22 protein-coding genes, 1 tRNA gene and 1 pseudogene are annotated in these 23,858 nt (G+C 45.6%); 10 read left to right on the forward strand and 14 right to left on the reverse strand.

Annotated elements, in window-relative coordinates:
- Both K4A83_RS10220 and K4A83_RS10225 read right to left on the reverse strand, forming a co-directional pair.
- Positions 1 to 1,219 (reverse strand): aminotransferase class I/II-fold pyridoxal phosphate-dependent enzyme (locus K4A83_RS10220; protein ID WP_265264417.1); only part of this gene is annotated, 1,219 nt, incomplete at its 3' end.
- Between the two features lie 2 nt (positions 1,220 to 1,221).
- Entirely contained in the window at positions 1,222 to 5,478 is a 4,257-nt protein-coding gene (locus tag K4A83_RS10225) for an adenylate/guanylate cyclase domain-containing protein (RefSeq protein ID WP_265264418.1), read from the reverse strand.
- 281 nt (positions 5,479 to 5,759) lie between these two features.
- Here K4A83_RS10225 and K4A83_RS10230 point away from each other — a divergent pair, with 281 nt between their 5' ends.
- Complete coding sequence (locus K4A83_RS10230) at positions 5,760 to 6,101, forward strand: translation initiation factor (RefSeq protein WP_265264420.1); 342 nt, start codon at positions 5,760 to 5,762, stop codon at positions 6,099 to 6,101.
- Between the two features lie 66 nt (positions 6,102 to 6,167).
- On the opposite strand, the gene K4A83_RS10235 is transcribed toward K4A83_RS10230, so the two are convergent.
- From K4A83_RS10235 to K4A83_RS10245, 3 genes are all read right to left on the reverse strand, one after another.
- Positions 6,168 to 7,121 (reverse strand): glycosyltransferase family 2 protein, encoded by a 954-nt coding sequence (locus tag K4A83_RS10235; RefSeq protein WP_265264422.1) that lies wholly within the window; start codon positions 7,119 to 7,121, stop codon positions 6,168 to 6,170.
- A 24-nt stretch (positions 7,122 to 7,145) separates the two neighbouring features.
- Positions 7,146 to 8,258, reverse strand: coding sequence for a glycosyltransferase (locus tag K4A83_RS10240; RefSeq protein ID WP_265264423.1), 1,113 nt, complete (start codon positions 8,256 to 8,258; stop codon positions 7,146 to 7,148).
- Positions 8,259 to 8,377: 119 nt separating this feature from the next.
- Complete coding sequence (locus tag K4A83_RS10245; RefSeq protein ID WP_265264425.1) at positions 8,378 to 8,863, reverse strand: DUF2752 domain-containing protein; 486 nt, start codon at positions 8,861 to 8,863, stop codon at positions 8,378 to 8,380.
- 47 nt (positions 8,864 to 8,910) lie between these two features.
- Here K4A83_RS10245 and K4A83_RS10250 point away from each other — a divergent pair, with 47 nt between their 5' ends.
- Complete coding sequence (locus K4A83_RS10250; RefSeq protein WP_265264427.1) at positions 8,911 to 9,036, forward strand: hypothetical protein; 126 nt, start codon at positions 8,911 to 8,913, stop codon at positions 9,034 to 9,036.
- A gap of 108 nt (positions 9,037 to 9,144) precedes the next feature.
- On the opposite strand, the gene K4A83_RS10255 is transcribed toward K4A83_RS10250, so the two are convergent.
- Both K4A83_RS10255 and K4A83_RS10260 read right to left on the reverse strand, forming a co-directional pair.
- Positions 9,145 to 9,294, reverse strand: coding sequence for a hypothetical protein (locus tag K4A83_RS10255; protein ID WP_265264429.1), 150 nt, complete (start codon positions 9,292 to 9,294; stop codon positions 9,145 to 9,147).
- Positions 9,295 to 9,321: 27 nt separating this feature from the next.
- A complete protein-coding gene (locus K4A83_RS10260; RefSeq protein ID WP_265264431.1) occupies positions 9,322 to 10,470 on the reverse strand; it encodes a DUF389 domain-containing protein in 1,149 nt (382 codons plus the stop codon).
- Between the two features lie 158 nt (positions 10,471 to 10,628).
- Between K4A83_RS10260 and hisF the strand changes: the two genes are divergently transcribed.
- The 3 genes from hisF (at position 10,629) to K4A83_RS10275 (ending at position 11,871) form a co-directional block, all read left to right on the forward strand.
- On the forward strand, positions 10,629 to 11,396 hold the full coding sequence (gene hisF / locus K4A83_RS10265) for an imidazole glycerol phosphate synthase subunit HisF (RefSeq protein ID WP_265264432.1): 768 nt from the start codon (positions 10,629 to 10,631) through the stop codon (positions 11,394 to 11,396).
- A 109-nt stretch (positions 11,397 to 11,505) separates the two neighbouring features.
- Positions 11,506 to 11,712, forward strand: a complete 207-nt coding sequence (locus K4A83_RS10270; RefSeq protein WP_265264433.1) for a hypothetical protein — start codon at positions 11,506 to 11,508, stop codon at positions 11,710 to 11,712.
- A gap of 86 nt (positions 11,713 to 11,798) precedes the next feature.
- Positions 11,799 to 11,871: transfer RNA gene (locus K4A83_RS10275), tRNA-Ala, on the forward strand.
- Between the two features lie 18 nt (positions 11,872 to 11,889).
- On the opposite strand, the pseudogene K4A83_RS10280 reads toward K4A83_RS10275, so the two are convergent.
- The 6 genes and pseudogenes from K4A83_RS10280 to K4A83_RS10305 form a co-directional block, all read right to left on the reverse strand.
- Positions 11,890 to 12,069, reverse strand: a pseudogene (locus K4A83_RS10280) (DUF5615 family PIN-like protein); the annotation flags it as partial.
- A 58-nt stretch (positions 12,070 to 12,127) separates the two neighbouring features.
- Positions 12,128 to 13,030 carry an ABC transporter permease gene (locus K4A83_RS10285; protein ID WP_265264435.1) on the reverse strand — a complete coding sequence of 301 codons (903 nt, stop codon included), beginning with the start codon at positions 13,028 to 13,030 and terminating at the stop codon, positions 12,128 to 12,130.
- Between the two features lie 37 nt (positions 13,031 to 13,067).
- On the reverse strand, positions 13,068 to 13,862 hold the full coding sequence (locus tag K4A83_RS10290; protein WP_265264436.1) for an MBL fold metallo-hydrolase: 795 nt from the start codon (positions 13,860 to 13,862) through the stop codon (positions 13,068 to 13,070).
- Between the two features lie 94 nt (positions 13,863 to 13,956).
- Entirely contained in the window at positions 13,957 to 14,124 is a 168-nt protein-coding gene (locus K4A83_RS10295) for a hypothetical protein (RefSeq protein WP_265264437.1), read from the reverse strand.
- A 518-nt stretch (positions 14,125 to 14,642) separates the two neighbouring features.
- Positions 14,643 to 14,849, reverse strand: a complete 207-nt coding sequence (locus K4A83_RS10300; protein ID WP_265264438.1) for a DUF2283 domain-containing protein — start codon at positions 14,847 to 14,849, stop codon at positions 14,643 to 14,645.
- 265 nt (positions 14,850 to 15,114) lie between these two features.
- Positions 15,115 to 17,532, reverse strand: coding sequence for a tetratricopeptide repeat protein (locus K4A83_RS10305; RefSeq protein ID WP_265264439.1), 2,418 nt, complete (start codon positions 17,530 to 17,532; stop codon positions 15,115 to 15,117).
- Between the two features lie 168 nt (positions 17,533 to 17,700).
- Here K4A83_RS10305 and K4A83_RS10310 point away from each other — a divergent pair, with 168 nt between their 5' ends.
- Both K4A83_RS10310 and K4A83_RS10315 read left to right on the forward strand, forming a co-directional pair.
- Complete coding sequence (locus tag K4A83_RS10310; RefSeq protein ID WP_265264440.1) at positions 17,701 to 17,844, forward strand: hypothetical protein; 144 nt, start codon at positions 17,701 to 17,703, stop codon at positions 17,842 to 17,844.
- 272 nt (positions 17,845 to 18,116) lie between these two features.
- Entirely contained in the window at positions 18,117 to 18,338 is a 222-nt protein-coding gene (locus K4A83_RS10315) for an NfeD family protein (RefSeq protein WP_265264441.1), read from the forward strand.
- Between the two features lie 81 nt (positions 18,339 to 18,419).
- Here K4A83_RS10315 and K4A83_RS10320 read toward each other — a convergent pair whose 3' ends face one another.
- Positions 18,420 to 19,766: a histidine phosphatase family protein gene (locus tag K4A83_RS10320; RefSeq protein WP_265264442.1), complete on the reverse strand. Its 1,347-nt coding sequence runs from the start codon at positions 19,764 to 19,766 to the stop codon at positions 18,420 to 18,422.
- Between the two features lie 190 nt (positions 19,767 to 19,956).
- Between K4A83_RS10320 and K4A83_RS10325 the strand changes: the two genes are divergently transcribed.
- The 3 genes from K4A83_RS10325 to K4A83_RS10335 all read left to right on the forward strand — a co-directional run.
- A complete protein-coding gene (locus K4A83_RS10325; RefSeq protein ID WP_265264443.1) occupies positions 19,957 to 20,598 on the forward strand; it encodes a hypothetical protein in 642 nt (213 codons plus the stop codon).
- 476 nt (positions 20,599 to 21,074) lie between these two features.
- Positions 21,075 to 23,750, forward strand: coding sequence for an MGH1-like glycoside hydrolase domain-containing protein (locus tag K4A83_RS10330; protein ID WP_265264444.1), 2,676 nt, complete (start codon positions 21,075 to 21,077; stop codon positions 23,748 to 23,750).
- A gap of 6 nt (positions 23,751 to 23,756) precedes the next feature.
- On the forward strand, positions 23,757 to 23,858 hold a 102-nt coding region (locus tag K4A83_RS10335), incomplete at its 3' end, for an Rpn family recombination-promoting nuclease/putative transposase (protein WP_265264459.1).

Genomic DNA, 23,858 nt, shown 5'->3' on the forward strand with positions numbered 1-23,858 from the left:
CTTGACGGGGGGTGAGACGGGGGGGAGGGAGGGGTGAGGGGAAAATCTGGGTGGGGGAGGGGTTTTGGGGGGGGAAGGTGGTGCTTAAATGATGTAGACCGGAGATTAAGGCCTCAATGTCCTCGGGGGTGTTGCCGAAGGTGAGGATAAAGGTGAGGGAGTTTTCGAGGGGTAATTCTGGGGTAATGCCTCGGTTTTGTAGGATTTCGTCGGCCTCAAAGCCACTGAGGGCGAGGTGATGGAGGAAGATGGTTAAACGGGTGCGATCGCGCCATTGATAACCCGGATGGGGAACAATTGGCCATTCTAAACCGTTTAGACCGGGCAAGGTGGCGATTTGAGCCTCTGCTTGGGCGGCTAAGGCTAGGGTTTTGGTTAATAGGGCTTCCCCCTCCTTGGCCATCTGAGAGGTGGCACTGTCTAAGGAGGCTAAGAGTAGGGAATTGGGACTGGTAGACTGGACTAATCTCAAGGCATGGCGTAAACGGGGGCGGTCAAGGCGTGGGCCTTGGATATGGAGCATTGAGGCTTGACTGAAGGCCCCTAAGACTTTGTGGGTGGATTGAATGGTGAGATCCGCCCCGAGGGATAAGGCGGAGGGGGGTAAGTCGGGATGAAAGGCAAAATGGGCGCCGTGGGCTTCATCGACTATGAGGGGAATGCCGTATTTGTGGGTGATGTTGGCGATCGCTTCCAAATCCCCCCCAATGCCCTGATAGGTGGGATAGACCACTAAAACGGCTTTGATATCGGAATACTGCCTTAATGCCCCTTCTACGGCTTCAGGAGTGACCCCATAGGCTAGATCTCGCTGGGGGTCATACTCCGGCTGGATAAATACAGGCATTGCCCCTGAGAGGATTAAACCATGGAGGGCAGACTGATGAACATTGCGGGGGAGCAGCAGGCGTTCTCCTTCCCCACAAGTGGCTAAAATCGCCGCTAAAATGCCCCCGGTGGACCCATTAACCAAAAAAAAGGTTTCCTCTGCCCCAAAGGTCTGGGCGGCCAGGCGTTGGGCTTCGGCGATGCCCCCTGTCGTCCCAAACAAATTCCCCACCTCGGGCAACTCAGGGAAATCTGCCTGTCCTGCCTTCTCTCCCAATAAGTCTACTAAGGGCGCACTCATCCCCCGTCCCAATTTATGACCGGGGGCATAAAAGGGCGCGTGGGGGTGTTGGCTGAGGTGTTTGAGTTGCCGAATCAGGGGAAAATCCATAGTTAATCCACCTTACGACCTAATAGCCAATAAGTCGTCATCATGCCGCGACCTTTTACATCAATTGCTCCGCGTTCTGCGAATAAATACCGATCTTTCAAGCGTTCATAGGTTTCTTTGGTCACTTGAATTTGACCCGGTTTGCCTTGAGATTCCATGCGGGAGGCGACATTCACTGTATCCCCCCATAAATCATAAATAAACTTCTTAATACCAATCACCCCAGCCACTACGGGGCCGGTATTAATGCCAATCCGCAAACTTAAATGGTCCCCATTCTCCAGTTGAAAACTACCAATAGCATTCTGAATATCAAGGGCAAAATCAACCACCGATTCCGCGTGATCTTCCCGAGGAATGGGTAAACCTCCCACGGCCATATAAGCATCCCCAATGGTCTTAATTTTTTCTAAACCATGCCAGTCTGCCAGTTTATCAAAGAGGGAAAATACTTGATTGAGCAGGTTCACAATTTCCGTCGCGGACATTTTCGCCGAAAGGGGAGTAAATCCAACTAAATCAGCGAAAATAATCGTCACAGATTCAAACTGATCCGCAATGGATCCTGAATCTCGTTTGAGTTTATCTGCAATGCGATGGGGCAAAATATTTAAGAGTAATCGTTCTGATTGTTGTTGAGCTAAACGGAGGGCGGCCTCGGCTCGTTTCCGTTCGGTGACATCAATCAGGACGGCGAGGGATTGTTTCACCCTTCCACTGGCATGATGTTCGATAATTTCGGAAAGTAAAATATCTACAATGTCGCCGTTTTTTTTGCGCAGTTGGTAGGGAACATCTTTGGCTTTACCGATTTTTAAAAAGCTGGGTATTCCGGCTTCTAGGGCATAACTGCGGGAGGTGCTGGTCATGAAATCAACAAACATTTTGCCGATCACTTCTTCCCGTTGGTAGCCCGTGAATTCTAACCAATAGTCACTGACGCTAATAATGCGTAGGTTAGCATCACAGGAATGGAGGAGGGCGGGGGTGTTATTGTAAAGGGTGCGATACTGACTTTCGCTTTCTTGTAAGGCTTCTTCTGCGTCGTGTTTGGCTTGGGAAATGGCAATGAGTTCCCCCACAAATTTGAGGAGTTGTTGATCATCGTCGGTCCAGGTTTTGGGGCGTTGGACATTGGCTAAGGCGACGGCTCCACTGACTCCACCATAGACCATCGGGACAATGAGAATAGAGTTTAAGTTGGCTTGTTCTAAGGCTTGTTGTTCGAGGGCTGCGTCAAAGGGGAGATGATGGCGATCGCCAATAACTAACAAATCTTGCTCAATGAGCAGGGATTCTAGTAAGACAAACAATCCAGTTAGATGGGGATCTTCTGTGGCAAAGGGGGCGATGTCGGGACCAATATATTGAGCGGAAAGGCTGTATTGACTGGTGGTGCTGTCGAAGCGGAAGAGCAAACTGCGATCGCTTTGGGTAAAGGTGGCGATCGCATCTAAGGTAAATTCAATGGCCACGTTTAACCCCTGGTCAATAAACGCCCGGGCAATATTACTCAATAAATTATCCGTAGCGGCCCGTTGTTGCAGTCGTTCCTCGGCCCGTTTCCGTTCTAACTCCGCCCCAGCACGAGCGGCAAAGATTTCTAAAATTAACTCCTGTTCCCGTTGACGTTGCAGGGGTTTCACATCCAAAATGGCTAAATTACCAATGACGACCCCTTCCTTGGTTTTTAAGGGAATACCTAAATAACTTTGGGCTTGCAGATCCACTAAATCCAAATCATTGGGGAATTCGTCCTGTACATTCTCGGGATGATAGGCAATATAGCCCTCCATGACCAACTGACAAGGGGTGTCTATTAAGTCATACTCGAAATCTTCCCCAAAATCCTCCCCTAACCAAAACGCCAAGGTTTTCACCCGAGTCCGTTCAGGATTGGCGACTTGAGTAATCATGGCATAACGCACCTGCATCAGTTGAGCGAGGGAACGCGCACAGGAGCGGAAAAACTCGTTTCCGGTGGTGACGGCCGTCCCTTGGGCAATGAGTTGTAAGGCTTGTTCCCGTTGTTTCTGGGCGGTAATATCCACCCCAAAGGATTGAAACTCAATAAAGTGGCCGTTTTGGTCAAAAATGGGCTGGTCAGTCCAGCTAAACCAGTGGGATTGACCACTTCCTGAACGCATTTGATTGGTATGGGTATCAGGACGAAGATGGGTTAATAAGGACTCTAGATAGGGGCTAAACTCCTGACGACTGCTTTCGTCGAGGAAGTCCACAAATTTGCTGCCAATCAAGTGGTCTGGGGTAGAATTTTGATAGTTGGCATAGGATTGATTGACGAAGGTGAGAGTCGTGTCTGGTTTCCAGCGACAAACTAGGACATCTTTTTGGGCTTCCACCATTTCCCGATAGCGTTGTTCACTTTGTTGGAGGGCGGCCTCGGTAGCTTTGCGATCGCTCACATCCCGAGCCACGACAATCACAATATCCTCACTCAGGGGCGAGATAGTCGCCGAAAGCCAGAGGTCTTGGGACAGAAGGAAAGAGGACGGGGCAAGAGGCGAAGAGTCTAGAGTTTCAGCTTCCCGGTGAGGTTGTTCTAAGCAATACTCAATCGTCGCCGCTTCCTGCTCATCTAACACCCGATGCAGGGTGTCTAACATTAAATCGGCAATGTCCTTGGGGAAAATATCCCGCACCGTTTTCCCCGGCAACCAATCCGGAGGATGGGTCAAACTTTGGCTTTTAGTCGGGGCCACTTTCAAACAGACCCCCGCCCGGTCGTACAATAACACCTGATCCGTCATGGCCGCGAAAATACCCCGTAACTCGGCCTCGGTTTGTTTTTGTTGAATTACCTGCCCTAACTGGGCGGCCACTCCCTTCACCAACTGACACAAGCGCTCATCCTGTTCCCGCGCTTCCACCATAAAAAAGATCAGGGCTGCTAAGACTCGATTCTCAGAATTTAAAATCGGCACCCCAAAGGCCGCCCTTAAGCCCCCCTCTTTCGCTAACTCTAAGCGCAAAAAAGTATCATTTTCCAACAGGGAAACATCCGTCACCCATTGAGATTGTTTAGACTGCCAAATCTGCCCCGGAATTTCGTCCTCGGGCAATAATAACAGGGCTTGACTGTAGTCTTGTAATCGCCCTAACGCCGCCGCTAACTCCTCCGGCAAATGACGACGAACCCAAGTACAACGACATTCTAGGGCGGTATGGTCGTCACTTTCTACCCAAGCTTCCCCATAAATCCAGCCCGTTTTTTCGCACACTTGATTCAGGGCAATTTCTAGGGCTTTCTCAAAAGAATGTGCGTCACTAATGGCTTGACTAATGGTTAATAGAAGCTTAACTTCCTCTTCCGCCTGTTGACGCTGTAACTCTAATTCGTGGGACTTGATGATTTTGCCCAAACTTTGCGCCATCAACTCCACAATTTCAATGTCCTGTTGGGAGTAAATGCGCTCCTCGGGGGAGGAAAAGGCGAGGGTGGCATAAATCACCCCATTGACCCAGATGGGAGTAGCGAGGTAGAAATAGGGGGGATTTTGCCCGGGATTCTCTCCCTCTTCCAAGTTTTCTCGGGTTGACTGGAGAATCGTGGTTTTTTGGTCAACAACTAAGGCACAGGAGGACTGACTGAGAGAGGATAAAATCGGGTCGGGTGGAAGTTCTCCTTCTCGATTGTAACGGGAGATTAACTCACAGGCTTGACCCCGCACCCGACTGATGACCCCTGTGGTCAACTCCAGAATATTACAGCCTGTGGCTAAATAATCCTGACACAAGGCTTCAAAGGACTCATAGCTTTGAGAATTAATCCGTTGCAGTTCCTTTAAACTTTGACTAAAGCGCTCTAACTCCTGATTTTGGCTAATAATTTGTTGGGAAAGATGACGCACTCGCAATTGATTTTCAATCCGGGCGATCACTTCTTCCTGTTGAAAGGGCTTGGTAATGTAATCCACTCCCCCGGCGGCAAAGGCTTTCACTTTGTCTAAACTGTCATTTAAGGCACTCAGGAAAATCACCGGAACATCTTGGGTTTTGGGGTCGGCTTTTAAGCGTTGACAGACCTCATAACCGTCCATCTCCGGCATCATAATATCCAGTAAAATCACATCGGGGGGTTTGGCCTGGGCGCCTAAAATGGCGAGTTTTCCGTTGAGTGCAGGGCGGACACGATAACCCGAACGACTTAACATATCGACTAACAGCCGCAAGTTAGCTGCCGTATCGTCAACAACTAAAATATTCCCTTTGGGGGATTGAGTGGAGGAATCAGTCATGTTGGGCTAACTCGCAGGTTACGGCTGTCACACTAGGGTTAGGAGATGCACAAAACACGGCCGGGTTAAACTTCTGTGGATTTTCATGCCATTGACTACAACTCTGTTAAGACCTAAGAACTGTTACAGGACACACCATGTTTCCGGATTCAGGGGGACTGACAGCATTTCCGTCTAGGTATAATAGTAGCTTAGAGTTCCCCTAATTTTGTGGGTGCGATCGCCTAATAATGGCTTTTGCCAGAGGAATTAAATACTTAATATTCACGGAAAATCTTGATATGTCCGCAAAAAAACGGATCGTTTACCAAGAATTTGGATCTACTAGCGGGAATCCCCCGCCAAGCACCCTTAACACAGAACGCCCTGATTTACCCTCCCACCAGCAAAACTTATTCATTCAAGCCTCTCGCAAGGGACGCAAAGGAAAAACGGTGACGGTGATCAGTGGGTTTCAGTGTAAGGCCACCACTTTAGCGGATCTGCTCAAAGAACTCAAGACTAAGTGCGGAACAGGTGGCACGGTGAAGGAAAACACCCTAGAAATCCAAGGGGATCATAAGCAGAAACTCCTCGCACTCTTAACAGAGATGGGATATCGTGCCAAAATTAGTGGCGGTTAATTTTGCCTATTTCTTGTGCTTTGTTGGGAGTGGCGGATTGCCTAGAGTCCTTTTTTCTCCCACTCCCTAAACGTTAGAAAAACGACGCTTGAGGATATAGGGAATCTGTTTCAAGGTTAAGGTCAGTAATTTAAAATTGCTCAAAGTTTTGAGGAATGTTTTCCAACATCCCTGTTCTTTAAGGGGTTGGATGATGGTGTAATAATCTTTCTCTTGTTGAACTTCTTTTAAATACTGGTTAACTAATGTTTTTAGGGCAGGATTCGATTGAACTGAATCCTGCTCTAGTAAATAACGATTCACTGCACAAAATTGGTTTAATATTTTGACTTTACGGAACGTTGAAGCTGAACCGGGGCGTGAGCGACGATAATAATAGTAGGCTTCTGGAATTACGACAAAACGCGCTCCTTTTAATAAACACAGGGTATAAAGAAGAAAGTCCTCTATGGGGGTTACTTTGTCTTCATAAGCTAAGGAATTTTGGACTAAAAAGGAGCGCTTGATTAAAGGTTTTGTTAACCCTAAATGAGGACTTATTTTTCCGGGTTTTCGATTGAGATCAATAAAGGTTAGAATATCAATTTTTCGCGGTTGACTAAATTCTGCTCTCGCCACAGAGAATAAAGTTACATTGGGATCATACTTTTCGTCTTGAATAAAATATAAATCATCGGCAACGAGATCCGCTTTTTCAGTTTGGGCAACTTGCCATAATTTCTCAATCCGTTCTGGTGCATACCAATCATCAGAATCTAAGGGAACAATCCAGTCTCCTTGGGCGGCTTTGATGCCTTGATTTCGACAATATCCTGCCCCTCGGTTAACCTCATTCTTTATAATCTTTAAACGAGGATCTGTGTAGTTCTCTACAAGGTTTAAAGTTTGGTCAGTTGAGGCATCATCAATTACAATAATTTCAATATTTTGCTCGGTTTGATTGAGCGCAGATTCTAGACACTGGATAATATAGTTTTCTGCGTTATAGACGGGGATAATAATTGAAACCTTGGGATTCATGGTTAATAAAGTTAGATTTAACGTTCAAGATTGAGGAAGTAAAATTTTTAAATATTCTTGGGTTGCTCGGGTTTGGCTAAATTGTTCTAACCAAGCTGGGTCAATTTTTGGACTGTTCCCGGCTAGGATTTGTAAGATAGCTTGGGCCATTGTTGTACTATCCCCAATGGGAACGAGACAACCATATTGTCCATCTGCGAGAATTTCAGCCGCACCGCTTTTACAGTTGGTAGAAATAACGGGGGTGCCAACAGTCATGGCTTCAATTAATACAGTCGGTAAACCTTCCCAGCGGGACGATAACACAAAGACGGCGGCCTGTGCCATATAGGGGTAGGGATTATCGATATAGCCTAATAAGGCGACATCTTGGCTTAAATTGAGGTCTTGAATGAGGGTTTCGAGGCGATCGCGATCGGGCCCCCATCCTAGGATAACTAACCGTGCTGCTTGGGTTTGACGCACTTGAGCAAAGGCTTTAATGAGGGTGGGAAAATCTTTCTGGGTTTCCAGTTTCCCAACTCCTAAAATTACGGGGGGTTCTCCGGGTTGAAACCAAGGATGATCAAGGGGTTCTTGCGCTTTCTGCCGCAATTCTGGGGTGATGACGGGGTTATAAATGGTTTGGATGGGAAAATCACCCATTAAACCCGTACTCTGGGCTAAATCCTCAGCCGCTCCTTTCGACACAGCAACGATACTATCTGCCCAAGGATAAAAATAACGCACAAACCAAGGTAATAACAACTGCTTGGATCGGCTTGTCTGTTGAATAGCTTGGGAAAAGGTATTATGTTCAGAAACAATAATTCTAGTCGAGATGCCCCCCAATCGTTTCGCCCAGATGGCTATTTCATTGGCATAATGTAGGGCAGATAAGAGGGCTTTAGGTTGTTCAGTTTGCAGATATTTTCTTAAGGCAAAAACAATCTGCCAAGCTTGAGCAGAATCTAAATTAATCACCCGAATTTCTGAGGGTATTTTCTCTAAATGTGGCCCCCACGCTTGCCCTAAAACAAGGTCTACTTTTAAGCCTTCATCTAGTAATCCTCGCGCCAGATTTAACATGACTCTTTCTGCTCCCCCTCCCCCCAAATAACGCAGGAATAAGGCTACATCGGGTTTTCCTAATTCCATGGATCATCCCTCCTGTTTCACACCGTTTTTAGGATTATAGTTTTGATTTGAGGTGAGAGGCTAAAAATACTAAGTTCCCTATAGCGGGACTCACCATGATTTGAATGGGGCAATTAACATCAAAAATACTGACCCAAGGGAGAGTTTAAGAGAGCGGGGAGGAGTTGATCGGACTGCCATAGTAGGGCTAAACGGGTGAGGTAGTAGCTGAGAAGGAAAAGACCTAAAAAGGGGAGAAAGGGGGGTTTATGGCGACGCAAGGGGCCACTGAGTGAGATTTTGAGGGGGTGTCCTTTAATCAGTTCGGTGCTGAAGTAGAGCAGGGCAAGGACGAGAAAAACGAAGAGGAAAACCCCTAGAATATGGTAGGAGAGGGATTGGTAAAGATGACCTTGCGCGATCGCCATTAAAGAACGAGTGAGTCCACATCCGGGGCAGGGGATGCCTGTGAACTCCCGCAGAGGACAAGCAAAGGGGGAGGACAGATCAACGTGGGAGAAGAAATAAGCCCCGAGGATGGGGGAAGAGACGACGGAGAGTTTCAGGATGCGATCGCCTTTTTCCGTTGAACTTAAAGGGGAAGGATCAAAATGGAAAGAAATCACCGTTTCAGTTCAGTTAAAGAACACCCCCCATTTTACCCCTAAATTTTATGACAAAACCGCATCGAAATCAAGGCGATCAAATCTGGCAATATTTCCGCCAATATTTTTGGACGATTGCCCTTATCTTAGGTATTCTGGCAGCCCTCTGTTTTCCTCCCCCAGCTAACTTTTAAAGAGGATGGGTTTTGATTGGAGTCGAGAACGGTATAGTAAGCGAACCACGGTCATCAAAATTATATCCGAAGCTAGTGCCTAGTCCATTCGCGATCCAGATAGACCCGCTATATATAAGATTCAATTAGTTTGCGCAATTTAGGCACAATCCGACGATTTTGTAGCATGACCTTTTCCTGTTCTAATTCCAGCGCTTCTAAAAGTAATCTCAACGGAATCTCGTGTTTATCCGCCAGTTCCTTTAACTTTTCGAGCATCCCTTGATCAATCATGTTATACAGCCCTCATGGATTCTCTTGATTTTCTTTGGGGGGTTTTTCAATACTATCTAAATCTGGGGGAATGGGGGAAGGAACGGGATTGGTTTCAGGAGAGGGGCGTAATTCTCGCATGAACAAACGATCTACCTGAAGGGGAATAGTCATGTTTAAGTTAACCCCATCTGCTGTTACGGTTTTTCCCTGACTGACAAAGAGAACAAACTTCAATTCTCGACCTACTTGTTGACTGACAAACCGTTCCACCTCTAGCACCTGTTTAGGTGTAATATCTATGGCTGCTTGTAGGTTCAAATAAACAATCGGGACCCTCGTAGACCAATCGATGCGGGTATCAATTAGGGTGACATCTTCCTGCCCAATGGTGATGGTTTGACGCAATAACAACGTCCGCACTACGCTTTCTAAGCGAGATTTCTGGACTAATTCAAGGAAATTGGTGCCTAGGGGAATGACTAAAAACACGGCTGAGAGAATTGCCCAGGTGATGGAGTGACTCACTTGAGCATATCCAGCTATGATGAATACCAACATACAAGCTAGGGTAATGCCCAATAAGTTGGTCGCATAGAGTAAGAATGCCCCCATTGCTGAATCCCAAAGCCCGGCAGATAAGGCTAAACCAACTACACATAAGGGCGGCATTAGGGCAACGGCGATCGCAGTCCCGGCCACAGCATCACTCACTCCCTTACGCACCTTGGCAAAACCACTAATTCCCCCGGCCGCTAAAGCAATCCCCAAATCTACAATATCCGGTCTAATGCGGGCTTGAAATTCGGAACCAAACCCGGCAATGGGGACAATAGCCCCGAGAAACCAAGAGAAGAGAATGGCCAGTAGAGTTCCTCCCACAATAGCAATGACGGATTTCCGAAACAGGGGAACGTCTCCCTCTAGGGCAGAAAAGGCTAATCCTCGCAGGGGTAACATGAGGGGAGCAATCAACATCGCCCCAATGATCACGGCCGCACTGTTACTGAGAAGGCCAAAGGTGGCGATCGCACAGGAACTAATAATCAACACCACATAATTAGTCGTCCAACTGGCCTCTGAAGCTAATTCACTCTGGAAAATGTTTAAACGTTCCTCCGTCACCGCTTGGGGGATAAAACGACGCAAAAAACGCAGGTAGGCACTCAGAGATAAACGCATATCAGGATATGGGGGTAGGGAATGGGTGAGAGGCAAGAGGGAAGAGTCGGGAGTTGCAGTAGGGGGAATTCATGTCAACTCTACACCCTCTCTATTCCCTATTCCCGATACCCTCATTATGTGAAACTGTTATGTAAAACATTGTAGGGAAATCATTTATGCTAGCGAAACGGATTTTACCTTGCTTAGATGTGAATGCAGGCCGTGTGGTCAAGGGGATTAATTTTGTCAATCTTCAGGATGCTGGGGATCCTGTGGAGTTAGCCCGGGCCTATAATGACGCGGGGGCTGATGAGTTGGTGTTTTTGGATATTACCGCCACCCACGAAGCCCGCGATACTATGGTGGATGTGGTCTATCGCACGGCTGAACAAGTTTTTATTCCCCTTACCGTGGGGGGTGGGATTAATTCCTTAGAAAATATTAAAAATTTGTTACGGGCTGGGGCTGATAAAGTGAGTATCAACTCGGCGGCCGTGCGGAATCCTGATTTTATTAATCAAGCGGCCGATCGTTTTGGCAATCAGTGTATTGTGGTGGCTATTGATGCCCGACGACGCAAGGGCGAAAATGAGTCAGGCTGGGATGTGTATGTGCGCGGGGGACGGGAAAATACGGGCATTGATGCGATCGCCTGGGCCAAAGAAGTTGAACAACGAGGGGCCGGGGAATTATTGGTCACGAGTATGGATGCCGACGGGACTCAAGCTGGCTATGATCTCGAACTGACGCGGACTATTGCCGATTCGGTGGAAATTCCTGTCATTGCCTCGGGAGGGGCTGGCAATACTCACCACATTTATGAGGCCGTCACGGAAGGGAGGGCAGAAGCGGCACTACTCGCCTCTTTGCTCCACTACGGCCAATTGACTATCTCAGAGATTAAAGACTACCTCGTTGAGCATCAAATCCCTATGCGCCGCTAAGTATTTAGGCTTAGACCCATTTGTTAAAAGAACTGAAAGTTTCTGAGAGATGACCCAATCTCTCAGATTTTGTATACTAGAATAGAGAAAAGTTTACAAAACGTAAAATATGTTGATTCCTATTCTAATCTTTGACGTTGCACTGGTGGCCTGGTCCCTCCACCTGATGCAGGAGGCTGTTGAGCAACAGGAATTTTCTCTCATGCTAGCCGGAACGCTAGTTTCTTTATGTGCTGCGGGTTTGCTCGTAGTTTACTTTATGATGAACCATTGCCTCACCTACCTCACCCAAACGGGAGCGATGGGCTATTATTAAAGCACTTTAAGAAAACTTAGAAAAAATTTTGGGCAATCGCTTGACAAAAGCTTTTTAGTTTAGCTATTATCAATAATGCACTGAACGGGGTTATAGCTCAGTTGGTAGAGCACTGCAATGGCATTGCAGGGGTCAGGAGTTCGAATCTCCTTAGCTCCATTTTAATTAAAACCTTTGCTAGTAGAGGGTCAAGATACCTAGGTTGGGGTCACGGATTAGGGTTTGAATATCGGTCGCGTGGGTGCGTAGGATTGACTCAATATCTGTGGTGGAGCAGTTACCGCGACGAATCCAAATTACTTTTGGGGGAAAACCCCTTAGTGTGAGGAGTTCGTTGTAGTCGCTGTCTTTATTGACAGTTGGTAACGACATCGGTGACCTCTTAATTTTTCAAAACATAGTCCAGTTGCGAGTCTCAGCGTCTGGTTTTGGGGTCTAAGGCATCCCGTAGACCATCCCCAATGTAGTTAATACTCAAGACGGTGAGGAAAATGGCTAGACCGGGAAAGAGAGCCATGTGGGGGGCTTGCATCAGATAATTTTGGGCATCGTATAACATCCGCCCCCAAGTGGGAACATCGGGGGGGAATCCTAATCCTAAGAAACTTAGGGTAGATTCGGTAATAATGGCGGTGCCGACGGCTAAGGTGGCGGCAACAATCATCACGCTGATGACATTGGGGAGAATATGCACCCAAATGAGACGACGGGGACGAGCGCCGATGGCCTTGGCGGCCAAAACAAAATCCATTTCACGCAGTTGGAGGAAGTTAGCCCGCACTAAACGAGCGACGGACATCCAATTGAGGCCGCCAATCACAAGGATGATGAGGATAAAGATTCCCGCTTCGGGTCCGGCGATCGCTCTCATGGTATCCCGAAATAGATAAACCACTAATAACAAGAGGGGCAGTTGAGGTAACGATAAGAACAAATCCGTTAAACGCATCAATCCCCCCCCAATAATGCCCCCATAAAAGCCCGACAGCGCCCCAATGAAGGTTCCCAAGCTAATGGCTACCATCATGGCGGCAACGCCCACAGAAAGGGAAATGCGGCCGCCTTGGAGGATGCGCGCTAGTTGGTCCTGTCCGAGATCATTGGTGCCGAAGGGGTGTTTTAAGTTGGGGGGGGTCAAAGATTGACCAAAATCAATGGCCGTGGGGGAGATGGGATAAAGCCACGGCCCAATGAGGATGGCGAGGATCATGAGGGATAAGGCGATCGCACCCAAAACGGCCATTTTATCCCGTCGGAAGCGTTGCCAAGCATCTCCCCACAAGCTACTAGAAGGACCTTGAGATGATGAAACAGTCATGGATTAACAGATTAAAAAGAGAAACAGGAAATGGGAATTAAGACAGGGAAACAGACCTAGGCTGAACATCAATAGAGACAGCATTCCCCGGAATTAACGGCATAATCCGACTACTCAGTTTCAACTCCTCTAAAGCTGTTCGTAATTTCTCCATTGTCCCCTCCACTTGCACCAAAGACCCCAAAACCCCACTATATTCTGTAGTGGGTTCGTGTTCTCCGGCAGTAGTGGGAATCACGACTTGGGGCTGCAACTGCTTAATAATATCTAACGCCACCTCTTGCCCCCGCACAAAAGCCCCCACCACAGGCAAAGTTAAAGAAAGCAGAGGAATGATTAAAATATCGATGGGTGCAAACCGTTGTAACTGGGGAGAATGATAACCGTGGGGTTCATAATATAAACTTGTCCCGGTAGTTAAATCCTGCAAAACATAGCCATTTTCAGTCAACAGGGGACCAATAGGCGCACCCGGAAAAGCTGTGATTTCTAAACTATCGCCCAGTGAGATAGAATCACCATGTCCCAAAACCGTCACCCTTTCATAACCTAACCCCTCCACCACCTTCGCCCCATTGGGTGATGCAGCCACCGGAATTGAACGATTAAGGTGTTGCAAGGTAGGGAGATGAGCGTGATCGTCTAAACCTTGAGAAAGCAGAATCAAATCAATTTCCTCGGGAATCGGCAGTAGAGTAGAGCGTTCCCCTTTAAAAAACCAAGGCGCATTACCAAAAACTAGAGATCCCACTAACCAAGGATCAACTAAAACACGCTTTCCCCCTAATTCAATTAACCACGAGTTATTGTCAAACCAAGTCAGTTGCACCATAACGCACCTTTTCACAAGATCCCTTTTATTGTGCCATTGGTGATGACTGGACTGGGTAAGGACAAGACAATCCCCGATGGTAGTCTACAAGATATTACGAGGCTTCTAGATTATCTTCCACTTCCGCGAGAATCTCCAACATAATCGTTGCGGCATTGGAGACATAACTTCTAAATTGACTCACGCTGTCGGTGAGTCCGTCTACTTTACGGGCGATGTTCTGAGTCAGTAAAAACATGAAGGATTCTTGGTTACTCAACATAGTGTTAGCTTGTAAAACAGTAGGTTTTCTACATTGTACTTACATTTTCCTTACAGATTGTAACACATTATTGAGCAGTCAATCGCCGATCTGACCTTTTTAAGCAGGTTTTAGCTTGCTACAAAATACAAAAAAGGTCGATGTACTTCATATTCCGCAACAACTTCAGCGATTGTTAAGGTTTCTTGACAAAATGATTAATGTCGGGGGAATGCAGCCATTCTCCCTCCGCTTTAATCCACAATCAATTATCAAAACCCAACAAAAACCCCCGTAGCTTCCCCGTAGGTTGGGTGCAGCGACAGCGAAACCCAACAAAAACCCCCATAGCTTCCCCGTAGGTTGGGTGCAGCGACAGCGAAACCCAACAACTCACCGCCCAAAGCCAACATTTAAATATGTCATAACGGGATCATATTTGATTTTCAAGAATTCCTCCAACATTCTTTAGCCTGTACAAGAAACCGGGTTTCTGGGAGGGAGTGAGGGAAAAGAAGGAGGTAAAAGAAACCCGGTTTCTAAGGTTTTCTCTGAGCAATCATATATTCAATAGCCTGGGGGTTATCAATCCGTTGGGAGGCTTGAAGAATTTCGATTCCTACAACATTTTGGTTAGAGTCGAGGTCTAAAATAATTCCGGGGGTTTCTTCGTCGCTTTCTTCAATGTCTACGTCCTTCAGGGTAATTCGCAGAACATCCACTTCGGGGTCATATTTGATTTTCATAAGTTCCTCATAAATCTCTGACGATACGGCCTATTAATCATTATTTTTTGTGTTCTTGTTCATAGAGTTTTGAATTCGTTCAATTTGTTTGGGGGCATCGATTTTTCCCTAGAGGGCAATGGATTTGTTGAAATAGTCTTGGCTGTTGGGGGTGTCTCCCATAGCTTGATAGGTTAAGGCAAGTTGATAATAGTGAAATGTAAAAGTTGAGATTAGAAGTGGGAATACGGAACAAGGCTACAAAGGGATTAATATAGCCTTGAAATTAAAAGCTTAATTGCAAAATTTTTATCTTTTCTAGATCCCGCGTCATACCTAAATCTTTAAAGTGATTAGATGCTTGAGATAGATAACTTTTGGCTTGACCGAGATTCCCCTTTATTTGTTCAAGTTTCGCTTGGGATACAAGACAATAAGCAATTCTTCTCTTATCCTTATGATGCTCAACCTCAGCATATACCTCTTTTAATAAGTCTTCAGCCATATCTATGTCATTTTCCTCGATTGCAATATCAGCCAAGATTTTTTTAGCATAGTTACTATTGCGCAATCCATACTCTGGATTAACCTGACTAGATTTTTCTATCACAGAATTACATAATTCTTTTGATAGAGCGTATTCTTTTTGATAAAAAAGAACTTCAGACCGCTCGCGGTCAATATAAATTTGATATCTTAACCTATGTTGGTCACTTAAATCATGTTGAGAATTTAGATTATCTTGTTCTTTATTAAGCCATTTATGAGATGAATCATACTCTCCTAATCGCAAGAAAAGTCCAGCAAGATGATTTAACACATAATCGACTTCGGAGAAATTAGCGTATCCACACCAAGACCAAGCCTTGAGCAATAACTCCTTGGCTCTTTGTAATTGCTCAGGTTGTCCCATTAAGAGTAAGATTCTTGCTTGCCGAGACATTGTACTAACAGCAGTCCCAAAATCTCCCTTAGTAATAGCAACATCAGTCAAGTGATTTAACCAAGATAACCTGTCTTTCCAATATCCCCTTAAGTTTGTATAATTATTCAAATATGACCAGAGTTCTTTGAGATATTCATAATGATTTTCATCTTTGCAAAAATGTAAAACGCTGACTAAATTTTCCCATTCCTCCTCTATATTTTTATAGCCAATTGTAAATCTTTCTAATCGAGGGCGATTATGTTCTCTTTTTGCAAAATCAATGTACCACTGAACCCAACGCTCTAACACCTGACTCTTGAACTCTTTATATTTTTGTAATTCTGCTAAGGCATACTCTCTGGTCAATGGCAACATTTTGTAACGTCCATTGTGATAGCGAACGAGAGAGAGTCTCTGTAATGTCTCCATTTCTCGACGGATTCTACCTTCCGGTTCTGTTTCTAATCCTGCAACAGCAACAACGCTTTCCCAATTAGGTGCTTGCTTAAATACACTAAGAGTGATTAGTAGTTTATAAGCTAGAGTATTTTTAATATCACGCAACGATGTTTTAAAACTAAACTCTGCGATGTCGCCTTCGGGATTTCTTAGATCATCTTGAATAGTTTGTAAAGAACTCCCTTGTGCTAAACGTCCGATACTCCAAATAATCACCATTGGAATTCCTCCGGTAATTTGATGAAGCTCATCTTTCTGTTCTTTTGTTAAGTCAATAGCTTTTTCTCTGAGTTGTTGCTCAATCAAAAGATTACTTTCTTGATCAGAAAGAGAGTCAAGACGTATGGATTTAAAACCACATTGCTCACGAGTCGTAATAATCGATTTTATAGGTAATTCAAATAAAAATGACAACACTTTGTCTCGGTCTTCAAGTGTTTCTAAGTTATCCACAATCATTAAAACTCTATTTTTTGTCTTTAAAGCATCCGATATTTTATTCGTTATCTCTGAAAAATAATCTGTTCGACAATTATTTGAATCAATATTTGAGAGTGTTGAGTCATCTAGCACTCGGGCAATTGTTCTATAAATATCCTGAAGGGTCCTTGTGATAATTAATCGTCTCACATAACTGCTATTAGGCAGAAGATGATAATTTTTGGCGGAAACAAAAATTAAGACTTCAAAGAATGGAATATCACACTTTAAATTGGTTTCTTGCTCCAAGAGTCTTGAAGATTTAACTCGTTCTCTATAATCCAAACAGCGATATGCAGCTTCAAGAACGAGAGCAGTTTTGCCAACTCCTGCAATTCCATCAACTTGGAGAATATTAGCAGGATGATCTGCGGATAAAAATCGCATTAATTGACAAAGTTGTTCTTCTCGACCAATAAACGCATTATGTTGAGGTGGTAGGTTTTGATAAGGTGCTGTGTTGAGTTTTGCTCTGGCATATTCGGTTTGACCTACAAAATCAGAATCCTTCAAATCTGGGGGACGATCATCAACAATGATTTCTCTTTTTTCAGACTGCTCTGCTTGCAATAACCATTGTTGTTCAATGATTCCTTTCAGTCCCCGTTTAGTAACCTTAGTTGGGGGTTCAACGACTTGAGAAATATTGTGCCACAGCTTGCTCGCTGTTGACCTAACATCGGCGTAATTTTGCAGATTATATTTACCCCGTATTTGATCTAATTTTAAATCTTCCCAAGTTCCTTTAATAATTGCCTTCTCATCATCAGTTAACTTTTTCGCTAACTTCTTGATGAGCAACCTTTCGACAAATTTTAGAGCGGTTTCAACATCCATAACTCACCCCGGTCAGATTAAACCCACAAAACTCCCACAAAACTCCCACAAAGCCCCATGAACAAAATTCCACAAACCTCCAACCTGTTTTTCAGATGTAGTTGCCAAACTAAAGACATAGAGGACAACCTCTTAAGTACACCTCTCTCAAATAGGAGAAAAACCATTATGGCTACTGAAAACGTTCACACTGGCAAAAGCATCTATGGCGGCCACTACGCCCAAGACTCCAAAGGGAATATCGGTCGTGGCAACAGCGAAAGCAGTGCCATTGAAGCCCTGAAAATGGCTCAAGACAAAAAGAAAAAATAACACGCTAGCACCGTGTTGAAAATCTAGCTTCGATCATAGCACGATGGCTCAGTAGTCCATCAATCCGTGGGTGGGCATTCTCACCCGCCCCTTTTTTCTCTCTTTTGCCCAGACCTTAGTGCAACAGGGCAAAGTGATCCACAAACACCCTATTGATACTCTGTTGACTTAACCCTTCACGAATACTTACTGCGCGATCGCATTGCTGATTTAATCCCCTAAGAACATTGGCAAAACGATTAAAACCCTTGTAAAAACTTAGGAAAACTATTATGAATCATCGCTTTCTGATCAGTAAACCCCAATTCTTTTCGACTCCCCTCCCCGGTGTACTCACTACGCCCGTCACCCCCACCCAAAAGGGAAGAATCCAGTTTCAAGGCTCTTTTTATCCTGCCCAACTGTTTGAATCATCGATTAGTCATGATCTTGAACCCGGCACGGATGTAAAAGTAGTTGGGAGGATAGGTATTATTTTGCTGATCACTCGCTGAAATGGGATATTAGGAGACATCTAAAGCGAGTTGTTGGGTTTCGCTGTCGCTCCACCCAACCTACGGGGTTTTTACTCCAAACTATAAGGCTCCGGCGGCGGTTTTATCTAGAATTCCTGAACCTAAATACGTCGTGAGGTTAATGGTTTGTAAAACAGGTAAACCTCCCGCACCTTTGGGATAATCAATCACACTCACCGCACCATTCCCCTGTTTAATATTCCAGAAATTTTTCGGTTCTAACCCTAATAAATAACACAAAATTACCTTGTTAATGGCATCATGCGCCACAACTAAACCCACTTGAGGTTCAGGAGATTGACAAGCCTTTTCAATAATTTCTTGCCATGCGACAATCGCCCGATCCCAAACTTGTTGTAAGTTTTCCCCTTCTGGCATCTGTACCGTTTCTGGGCTAGTTTTCCACTCATTGAGCATTCCGGGGAATTCTGCCTCAATTTCCGACTCATATTTTCCTTCCCATAAACCATGTCCAATTTCTTCGAGTTGGGGATGGGTTTCTAGGGCAATATTAGAATGATATTGTAGAATAATCTCTGCCGTTTCTTTGGGGCGTAACATGGGACTACTCACGGCAAAATCTAAATGAACGTCTTTGAGATAATCGGCCGCTTGTTGAGCTTGTAATTTGCCTTTTTCATTTAGGGGAATGTCCCGAGTGCCTTGGAAACGAGAAACGCGATTCCATTCTGTTTCTCCGTGACGCACAAGGAGCAGACGGAGTTTATTGTGTGGGGGACGCGGGGAGGGTAGGGTAATCCCCATGTGAGAGACTTGATTTAAGGATTCCAGTTGTACGGTGTCCCCCCAGTTGCCTGTGAAGTTGAGGACGTTAATGGCACAGTTAGACTGCTGGATGGTGTGATAACGAGCGGGGGGGATACCAATGGCGCTCATGAGTAAACAGCGATTGATGCCGTTATGAGCAACGATGAGCAGGGTTTTTCCCGAGTGTTGGGATAGGAGGGTTTTCCAGAAGGTTTGGGCTTGTTCGTGGAGGGAGAGAACGGGGTAGTGTTTATGTTCTCCTTGGGGGGTGGAGAGGGTCATAAAAAATTCGTGGGGGCGCTCTTTCCAACAACGGTATCCGTCGGGATCTTTTACTCCCATTTCGCTTTTGTGGAGGCCTTCCCAGTGGGGGAGGTCAATCTCTAATAAATGGGGGGAACTTTGCAGCGCGGGGGGATTTTCGAGGGCAGAGGCGATGGTTTGGGCGGTTTGTGTGGCTCGTTGCAAAGGACTATGATAGATGGCATCTAGTTGGACTCCCTGTAATGCTTGGGCAACTTTGAGCGCGTCTTGACGACCTTTTTCGGTTAAAACGGATTCATCACAACGCCCTTGAATGCGTTGTTGGGCATTATAAGTACTTTGTCCATGACGGACAATAATGACACGGGTAGCCAAGCTTTCTGTCCTCCAATTTTTCCAATGGTATGGTTGCGGAATAATCCCAAGGGGTGCGCTTTGATGTGTTCTGGATCAAGGCACATTGATCCATTCTAGAGGACGGAGGGAATTGGGCGTGAGGGAACTTTTCGGGGGGGGAAATCGTCTAGGCTGTTTGGTCTTGTCCTTTTGTTGTCTCCGGTGAGTTATGAAATCTTTCTGGACTCGGAACTCTTTCTCGACGCTGCTGGGGGTGGTCATGAGTGCGATCGCCATCTCACCCGCTTGGGCCGTGGATCCCGCACCCATCACCTACAACACCCGCACGGACTGGTCTACTCCCCTCTACAATGAGTTTGATGGTTTCCATGTCAATGATCGTCATGACCGAATTGGTGGCCTCAATGGTCATTTTGTCAGCCAATGGAGTCGTTCCGGCATTCGTCTGACGGTACGCAATTTTTGGGTCACTGGAGAAAGTTTGGTTCCCCGCACTCGTTACCGTCGCCGTTATTTTTACAATCGCCGCACAGGACACCGCTACAGTCGTTATATCCCCTACACGGATTATCAGCGTGTGCAACATTGGAGTCATCGGGATATTTCCCCGGATGTGATTCATTTTCGCATCAATGGCGAGGCCTATGAGTACAGTGGGGGGGAAGTTCCCCCAGATTTGGCGGCCGCTTTAGCTAATGCACCCCGAGGAAATATGACGATTCGTCTCGAATTTCAAGACCCAGACAGTGGCAGACGACGAGCGAGTTATGATGTGGAAATTGGGGCGGGTACTGTGGCAGCATGGCGGCAGGTGTTCGGGGAGGAACGAGAAACGAGGAGTGAGAATTAAGGCTTGATCTAGCCATTTTTGTTAAGAAGATTACAAGGTGAATGCTTTGGAGGTGCCAACAGCTTTAAAATCAAGGCTGGGGCATAACACTGTAACCTAGCATCTCTTCTCCTGCGACCCACAATTTCAAACTAAAACGCTTTGTCACTTCTGCCAACTATTGGAGATGGTTGGGACTAAATTCTACTGGCCAACTATTTTTTAGTTTGCTGTTTTGGGTGGAAAACTAGCCTGCAAATTGTTTCTTTTGGGGGGGTTAACTCAACAGCATTTCTGAGTTGAGATGAAATACCGGAAGCGTTGGCTAGGGTTAATGGGTGCGTTGTTGGGTTTCGCGCTCCGCTACACCCAACCTACAAATCACTTAGATTTCTGGTTACTGTTTTGTTGGGTTTCGCGCTTTGCTGTACCCAACTGGCAAATACTGGCAGCGCCCAAGGGCAACTACAAACTTTATTACAAGGGCTTTAAAAAAAATGAATACAGAACAACGTCGCTTACAGGAAATACAAGAACAAAATATTCCTTGGAAAAAATGGGGACCCTATTTAAGTGAACGACAGTGGGGAACGGTACGGGAAGATTATAGCCACGATGGACAAGCTTGGGACTATTTTAGCCATGATCAAGCCCGTTCTCGCGCCTATCGTTGGGGGGAAGATGGCCTCGGGGGAATTAGTGATGATCACCAATTGCTCTGTTTTGCGATCGCACTCTGGAATGGTCAAGATCCCATTTTGAAAGAGCGTCTTTTTGGCCTCACAGGTACGGAAGGCAATCATGGGGAAGATGTTAAAGAATATTACTTTTATCTTGACAACATCCCCACTCATGCTTACATGAAATTTCTCTATAAATATCCTCAACACTCCTTTCCCTACAGTCATTTAGTCACAGAAAATGCTCATCGGGGACGGGAGGGGATGGAGTTTGAATTACTCGACACGGGGATATTTTCAGAAAATCGCTACTTTGATGTGTGTGTGGAATATGCTAAGGCATCTCCCGAAGATATTTTAATTAAAATTACGGTGGATAATCGCGGGTCAGAAGAGGCAACTCTGCACGTTTTACCGACTCTCTGGTTTCGCAATACTTGGTCATGGAAAGGAGGCGTTGAAAAACCTAAACTAGAGCAAGTTTCTAGTACCAATGACTTTCGCAAAATTGTCGCCTATCATCCGCAATTGGGAGATTATTGTTTATACAGTCAAGGCAACACCTGCGTTTTATTTACTGATAATGAAACTAATTTAGACCGACTCTTTCATGTTCCCAATGAGGGTGAGTATGTGAAAGATGGAATTAATAATTATGTGGTAAATCGCCAAAAAGAAGCCGTTAATCCCCATAAAATAGGGACAAAAGCCGCCCCCCATTACTTTATGGATTTAGTGGGAGGGAGTCGCAAAGTCATTCAATTGAGGCTGGCTAAAAATCGTGATATTGCCCAACCGTTTGGAGAGGAATTTGAGCGCATTTTTAACACACGACAACGAGAAGCTAATGAGTTTTATGATCAACTTGCTCCCCAGTCTTTAACTGTAGAACAACGGGCAATTCAACGACAAGCTTTTGCGGGTTTGTTGTGGAATAAACAGTATTATAGCTATAACGTTGCTCAATGGTTAAAAGGGGATGAAACAATGCCCTATCCTGCGCCAGAACGGGAATTGATTCGCAATGGGCAATGGATTCATCTGGACAGTAATGATATTATTTCTATGCCGGATAAGTGGGAATATCCTTGGTTTGCGGCGTGGGATTTGGCGTTTCATTGTATCCCCTTAGCCTTGATTGATCCGGACTTGGCGAAACATCAACTGGATTTAATGACGCGGGAATGGTATATGCACCCTAACGGCCAAATTCCCGCCTATGAGTGGAATTTTAATGATGTTAACCCTCCGGTGCAAGCTTGGGCGACTTGGCGGGTGTACAAGATTGAAAAGAAATATAGCGGAAAAGGCGATCGCATTTTTCTCGAACGAGTCTTTCAAAAACTCCTGTTAAACTTCACCTGGTGGGTGAATCGCAAGGATACCGAAGGAAAGAACGTCTTTGAGGGGGGGTTTTTAGGCTTAGATAATATCGGGGTGTTTGACCGTAGTGCGCAACTCCCCACCGGAGGCCATTTAGAACAAGCGGATAGTACCAGTTGGATGGCCATGTATTGTTTAAATATGTTGGCGATCGCCTTAGAATTAGCCCGGGAAAACCCAGTCTATGAAGACATGGCCACCAAATTCTTTGAACACTTCCTCTATATTGCCGATGCACTCAACCACATCGGCCCAGATAAAACCCAACTCTGGGACAATGAAGAGGGATTCTTTTTTGATGTTCTCAACCTCCCCAACGGAGAACGCATCCCCCTTAAAATTCGCTCCATGGTGGGGTTAATTCCCCTCTTTGCCATTACCACCCTTGAACCCGACCTATTAGAACAATTTCCCCGCTTTAAAGCGCGTTTAGAGTGGTTTATTCGTCATCGTCCCGATCTCAAGCGCAATGTAGCTTGTATGGAAACCTCCGGGGAGAAAGCACGGCGAATGTTAGCCTTATGTTATGCCACACGCGATCGCCTAGTCCCCGAAGACAAACTCAGACGCATCCTCAACCAACTCCTCGACGAAAACGAATTTCTCAGTCCCTACGGCATTCGTTCCCTCTCTCGTTACCACCAAGATCACCCCTATAGTTTTTGGGTAGGAGACGAAGAATATCGCGTGAGTTATGAACCGGCCGAATCCACCAGCGCCTTATTTGGCGGCAATTCCAACTGGCGCGGTCCCATTTGGCTCCCCCTAAATTTCCTAATTATCGAAGCACTCCAACAGTTCCATCACTATCTAGGAGATCAATTCCAAGTCGAATGTCCCACCGCATCCGGTCAATGGATGAACCTCTGGCAAGTGTCCCAAGACCTCTCCCAGCGTCTCCTTCGTCTCTTCCTCAATGATCCCTCCGGTTGTCGTCCCGTATTTGGAGGAAATAACAAGTTCCAATATGACCCCCAATGGCACAATTCCCTATTATTCTACGAGTATTTTCACGGCGACAACGGCGCAGGCATTGGAGCCAGTCATCAAACCGGGTGGACAGGATTAATTGCCAAGTTAATCCAACAAATAGGTGAGTATAGAGGATAAAAACCCATGAAAACCGACAGCATCTTTTACCGTATCTTTCAACAATATCCTCGCAGTTTCTTTGAACTCCTGAATCGTCCTCCCACAGAAGCCAATGACTACCAATTC

Origin of the sequence: Spirulina subsalsa FACHB-351 (genome assembly GCF_026130165.1) — a bacterium.
Classification (GTDB): Bacteria; Cyanobacteriota; Cyanobacteriia; order Cyanobacteriales; family Spirulinaceae; genus Spirulina_A; species Spirulina_A subsalsa_A.

Bases quoted from the DNA above. Each gene is read 5' to 3' on its own strand.
- K4A83_RS10225 (WP_265264418.1), bottom strand. From the start codon at position 5,478: ATGACTGATTCCTCCACTCAATCCCCCAAAGGGAATATTTTAGTTGTT.
- K4A83_RS10230 (WP_265264420.1), top strand. From the start codon at position 5,760: ATGTCCGCAAAAAAACGGATCGTTTACCAAGAATTTGGATCTACTAGC.
- K4A83_RS10235 (WP_265264422.1), bottom strand. From the start codon at position 7,121: ATGAATCCCAAGGTTTCAATTATTATCCCCGTCTATAACGCAGAAAAC.
- K4A83_RS10240 (WP_265264423.1), bottom strand. From the start codon at position 8,258: ATGGAATTAGGAAAACCCGATGTAGCCTTATTCCTGCGTTATTTGGGG.
- K4A83_RS10250 (WP_265264427.1), top strand. From the start codon at position 8,911: ATGACAAAACCGCATCGAAATCAAGGCGATCAAATCTGGCAATATTTC.
- K4A83_RS10255 (WP_265264429.1), bottom strand. From the start codon at position 9,294: ATGCTCGAAAAGTTAAAGGAACTGGCGGATAAACACGAGATTCCGTTG.
- K4A83_RS10260 (WP_265264431.1), bottom strand. From the start codon at position 10,470: ATGCGTTTATCTCTGAGTGCCTACCTGCGTTTTTTGCGTCGTTTTATC.
- hisF (WP_265264432.1), top strand. From the start codon at position 10,629: ATGCTAGCGAAACGGATTTTACCTTGCTTAGATGTGAATGCAGGCCGT.
- K4A83_RS10270 (WP_265264433.1), top strand. From the start codon at position 11,506: ATGTTGATTCCTATTCTAATCTTTGACGTTGCACTGGTGGCCTGGTCC.
- K4A83_RS10285 (WP_265264435.1), bottom strand. From the start codon at position 13,030: ATGACTGTTTCATCATCTCAAGGTCCTTCTAGTAGCTTGTGGGGAGAT.
- K4A83_RS10290 (WP_265264436.1), bottom strand. From the start codon at position 13,862: ATGGTGCAACTGACTTGGTTTGACAATAACTCGTGGTTAATTGAATTA.
- K4A83_RS10295 (WP_265264437.1), bottom strand. From the start codon at position 14,124: ATGTTGAGTAACCAAGAATCCTTCATGTTTTTACTGACTCAGAACATC.
- K4A83_RS10300 (WP_265264438.1), bottom strand. From the start codon at position 14,849: ATGAAAATCAAATATGACCCCGAAGTGGATGTTCTGCGAATTACCCTG.
- K4A83_RS10305 (WP_265264439.1), bottom strand. From the start codon at position 17,532: ATGGATGTTGAAACCGCTCTAAAATTTGTCGAAAGGTTGCTCATCAAG.
- K4A83_RS10310 (WP_265264440.1), top strand. From the start codon at position 17,701: ATGGCTACTGAAAACGTTCACACTGGCAAAAGCATCTATGGCGGCCAC.
- K4A83_RS10315 (WP_265264441.1), top strand. From the start codon at position 18,117: ATGAATCATCGCTTTCTGATCAGTAAACCCCAATTCTTTTCGACTCCC.
- K4A83_RS10325 (WP_265264443.1), top strand. From the start codon at position 19,957: ATGAAATCTTTCTGGACTCGGAACTCTTTCTCGACGCTGCTGGGGGTG.
- K4A83_RS10330 (WP_265264444.1), top strand. From the start codon at position 21,075: ATGAATACAGAACAACGTCGCTTACAGGAAATACAAGAACAAAATATT.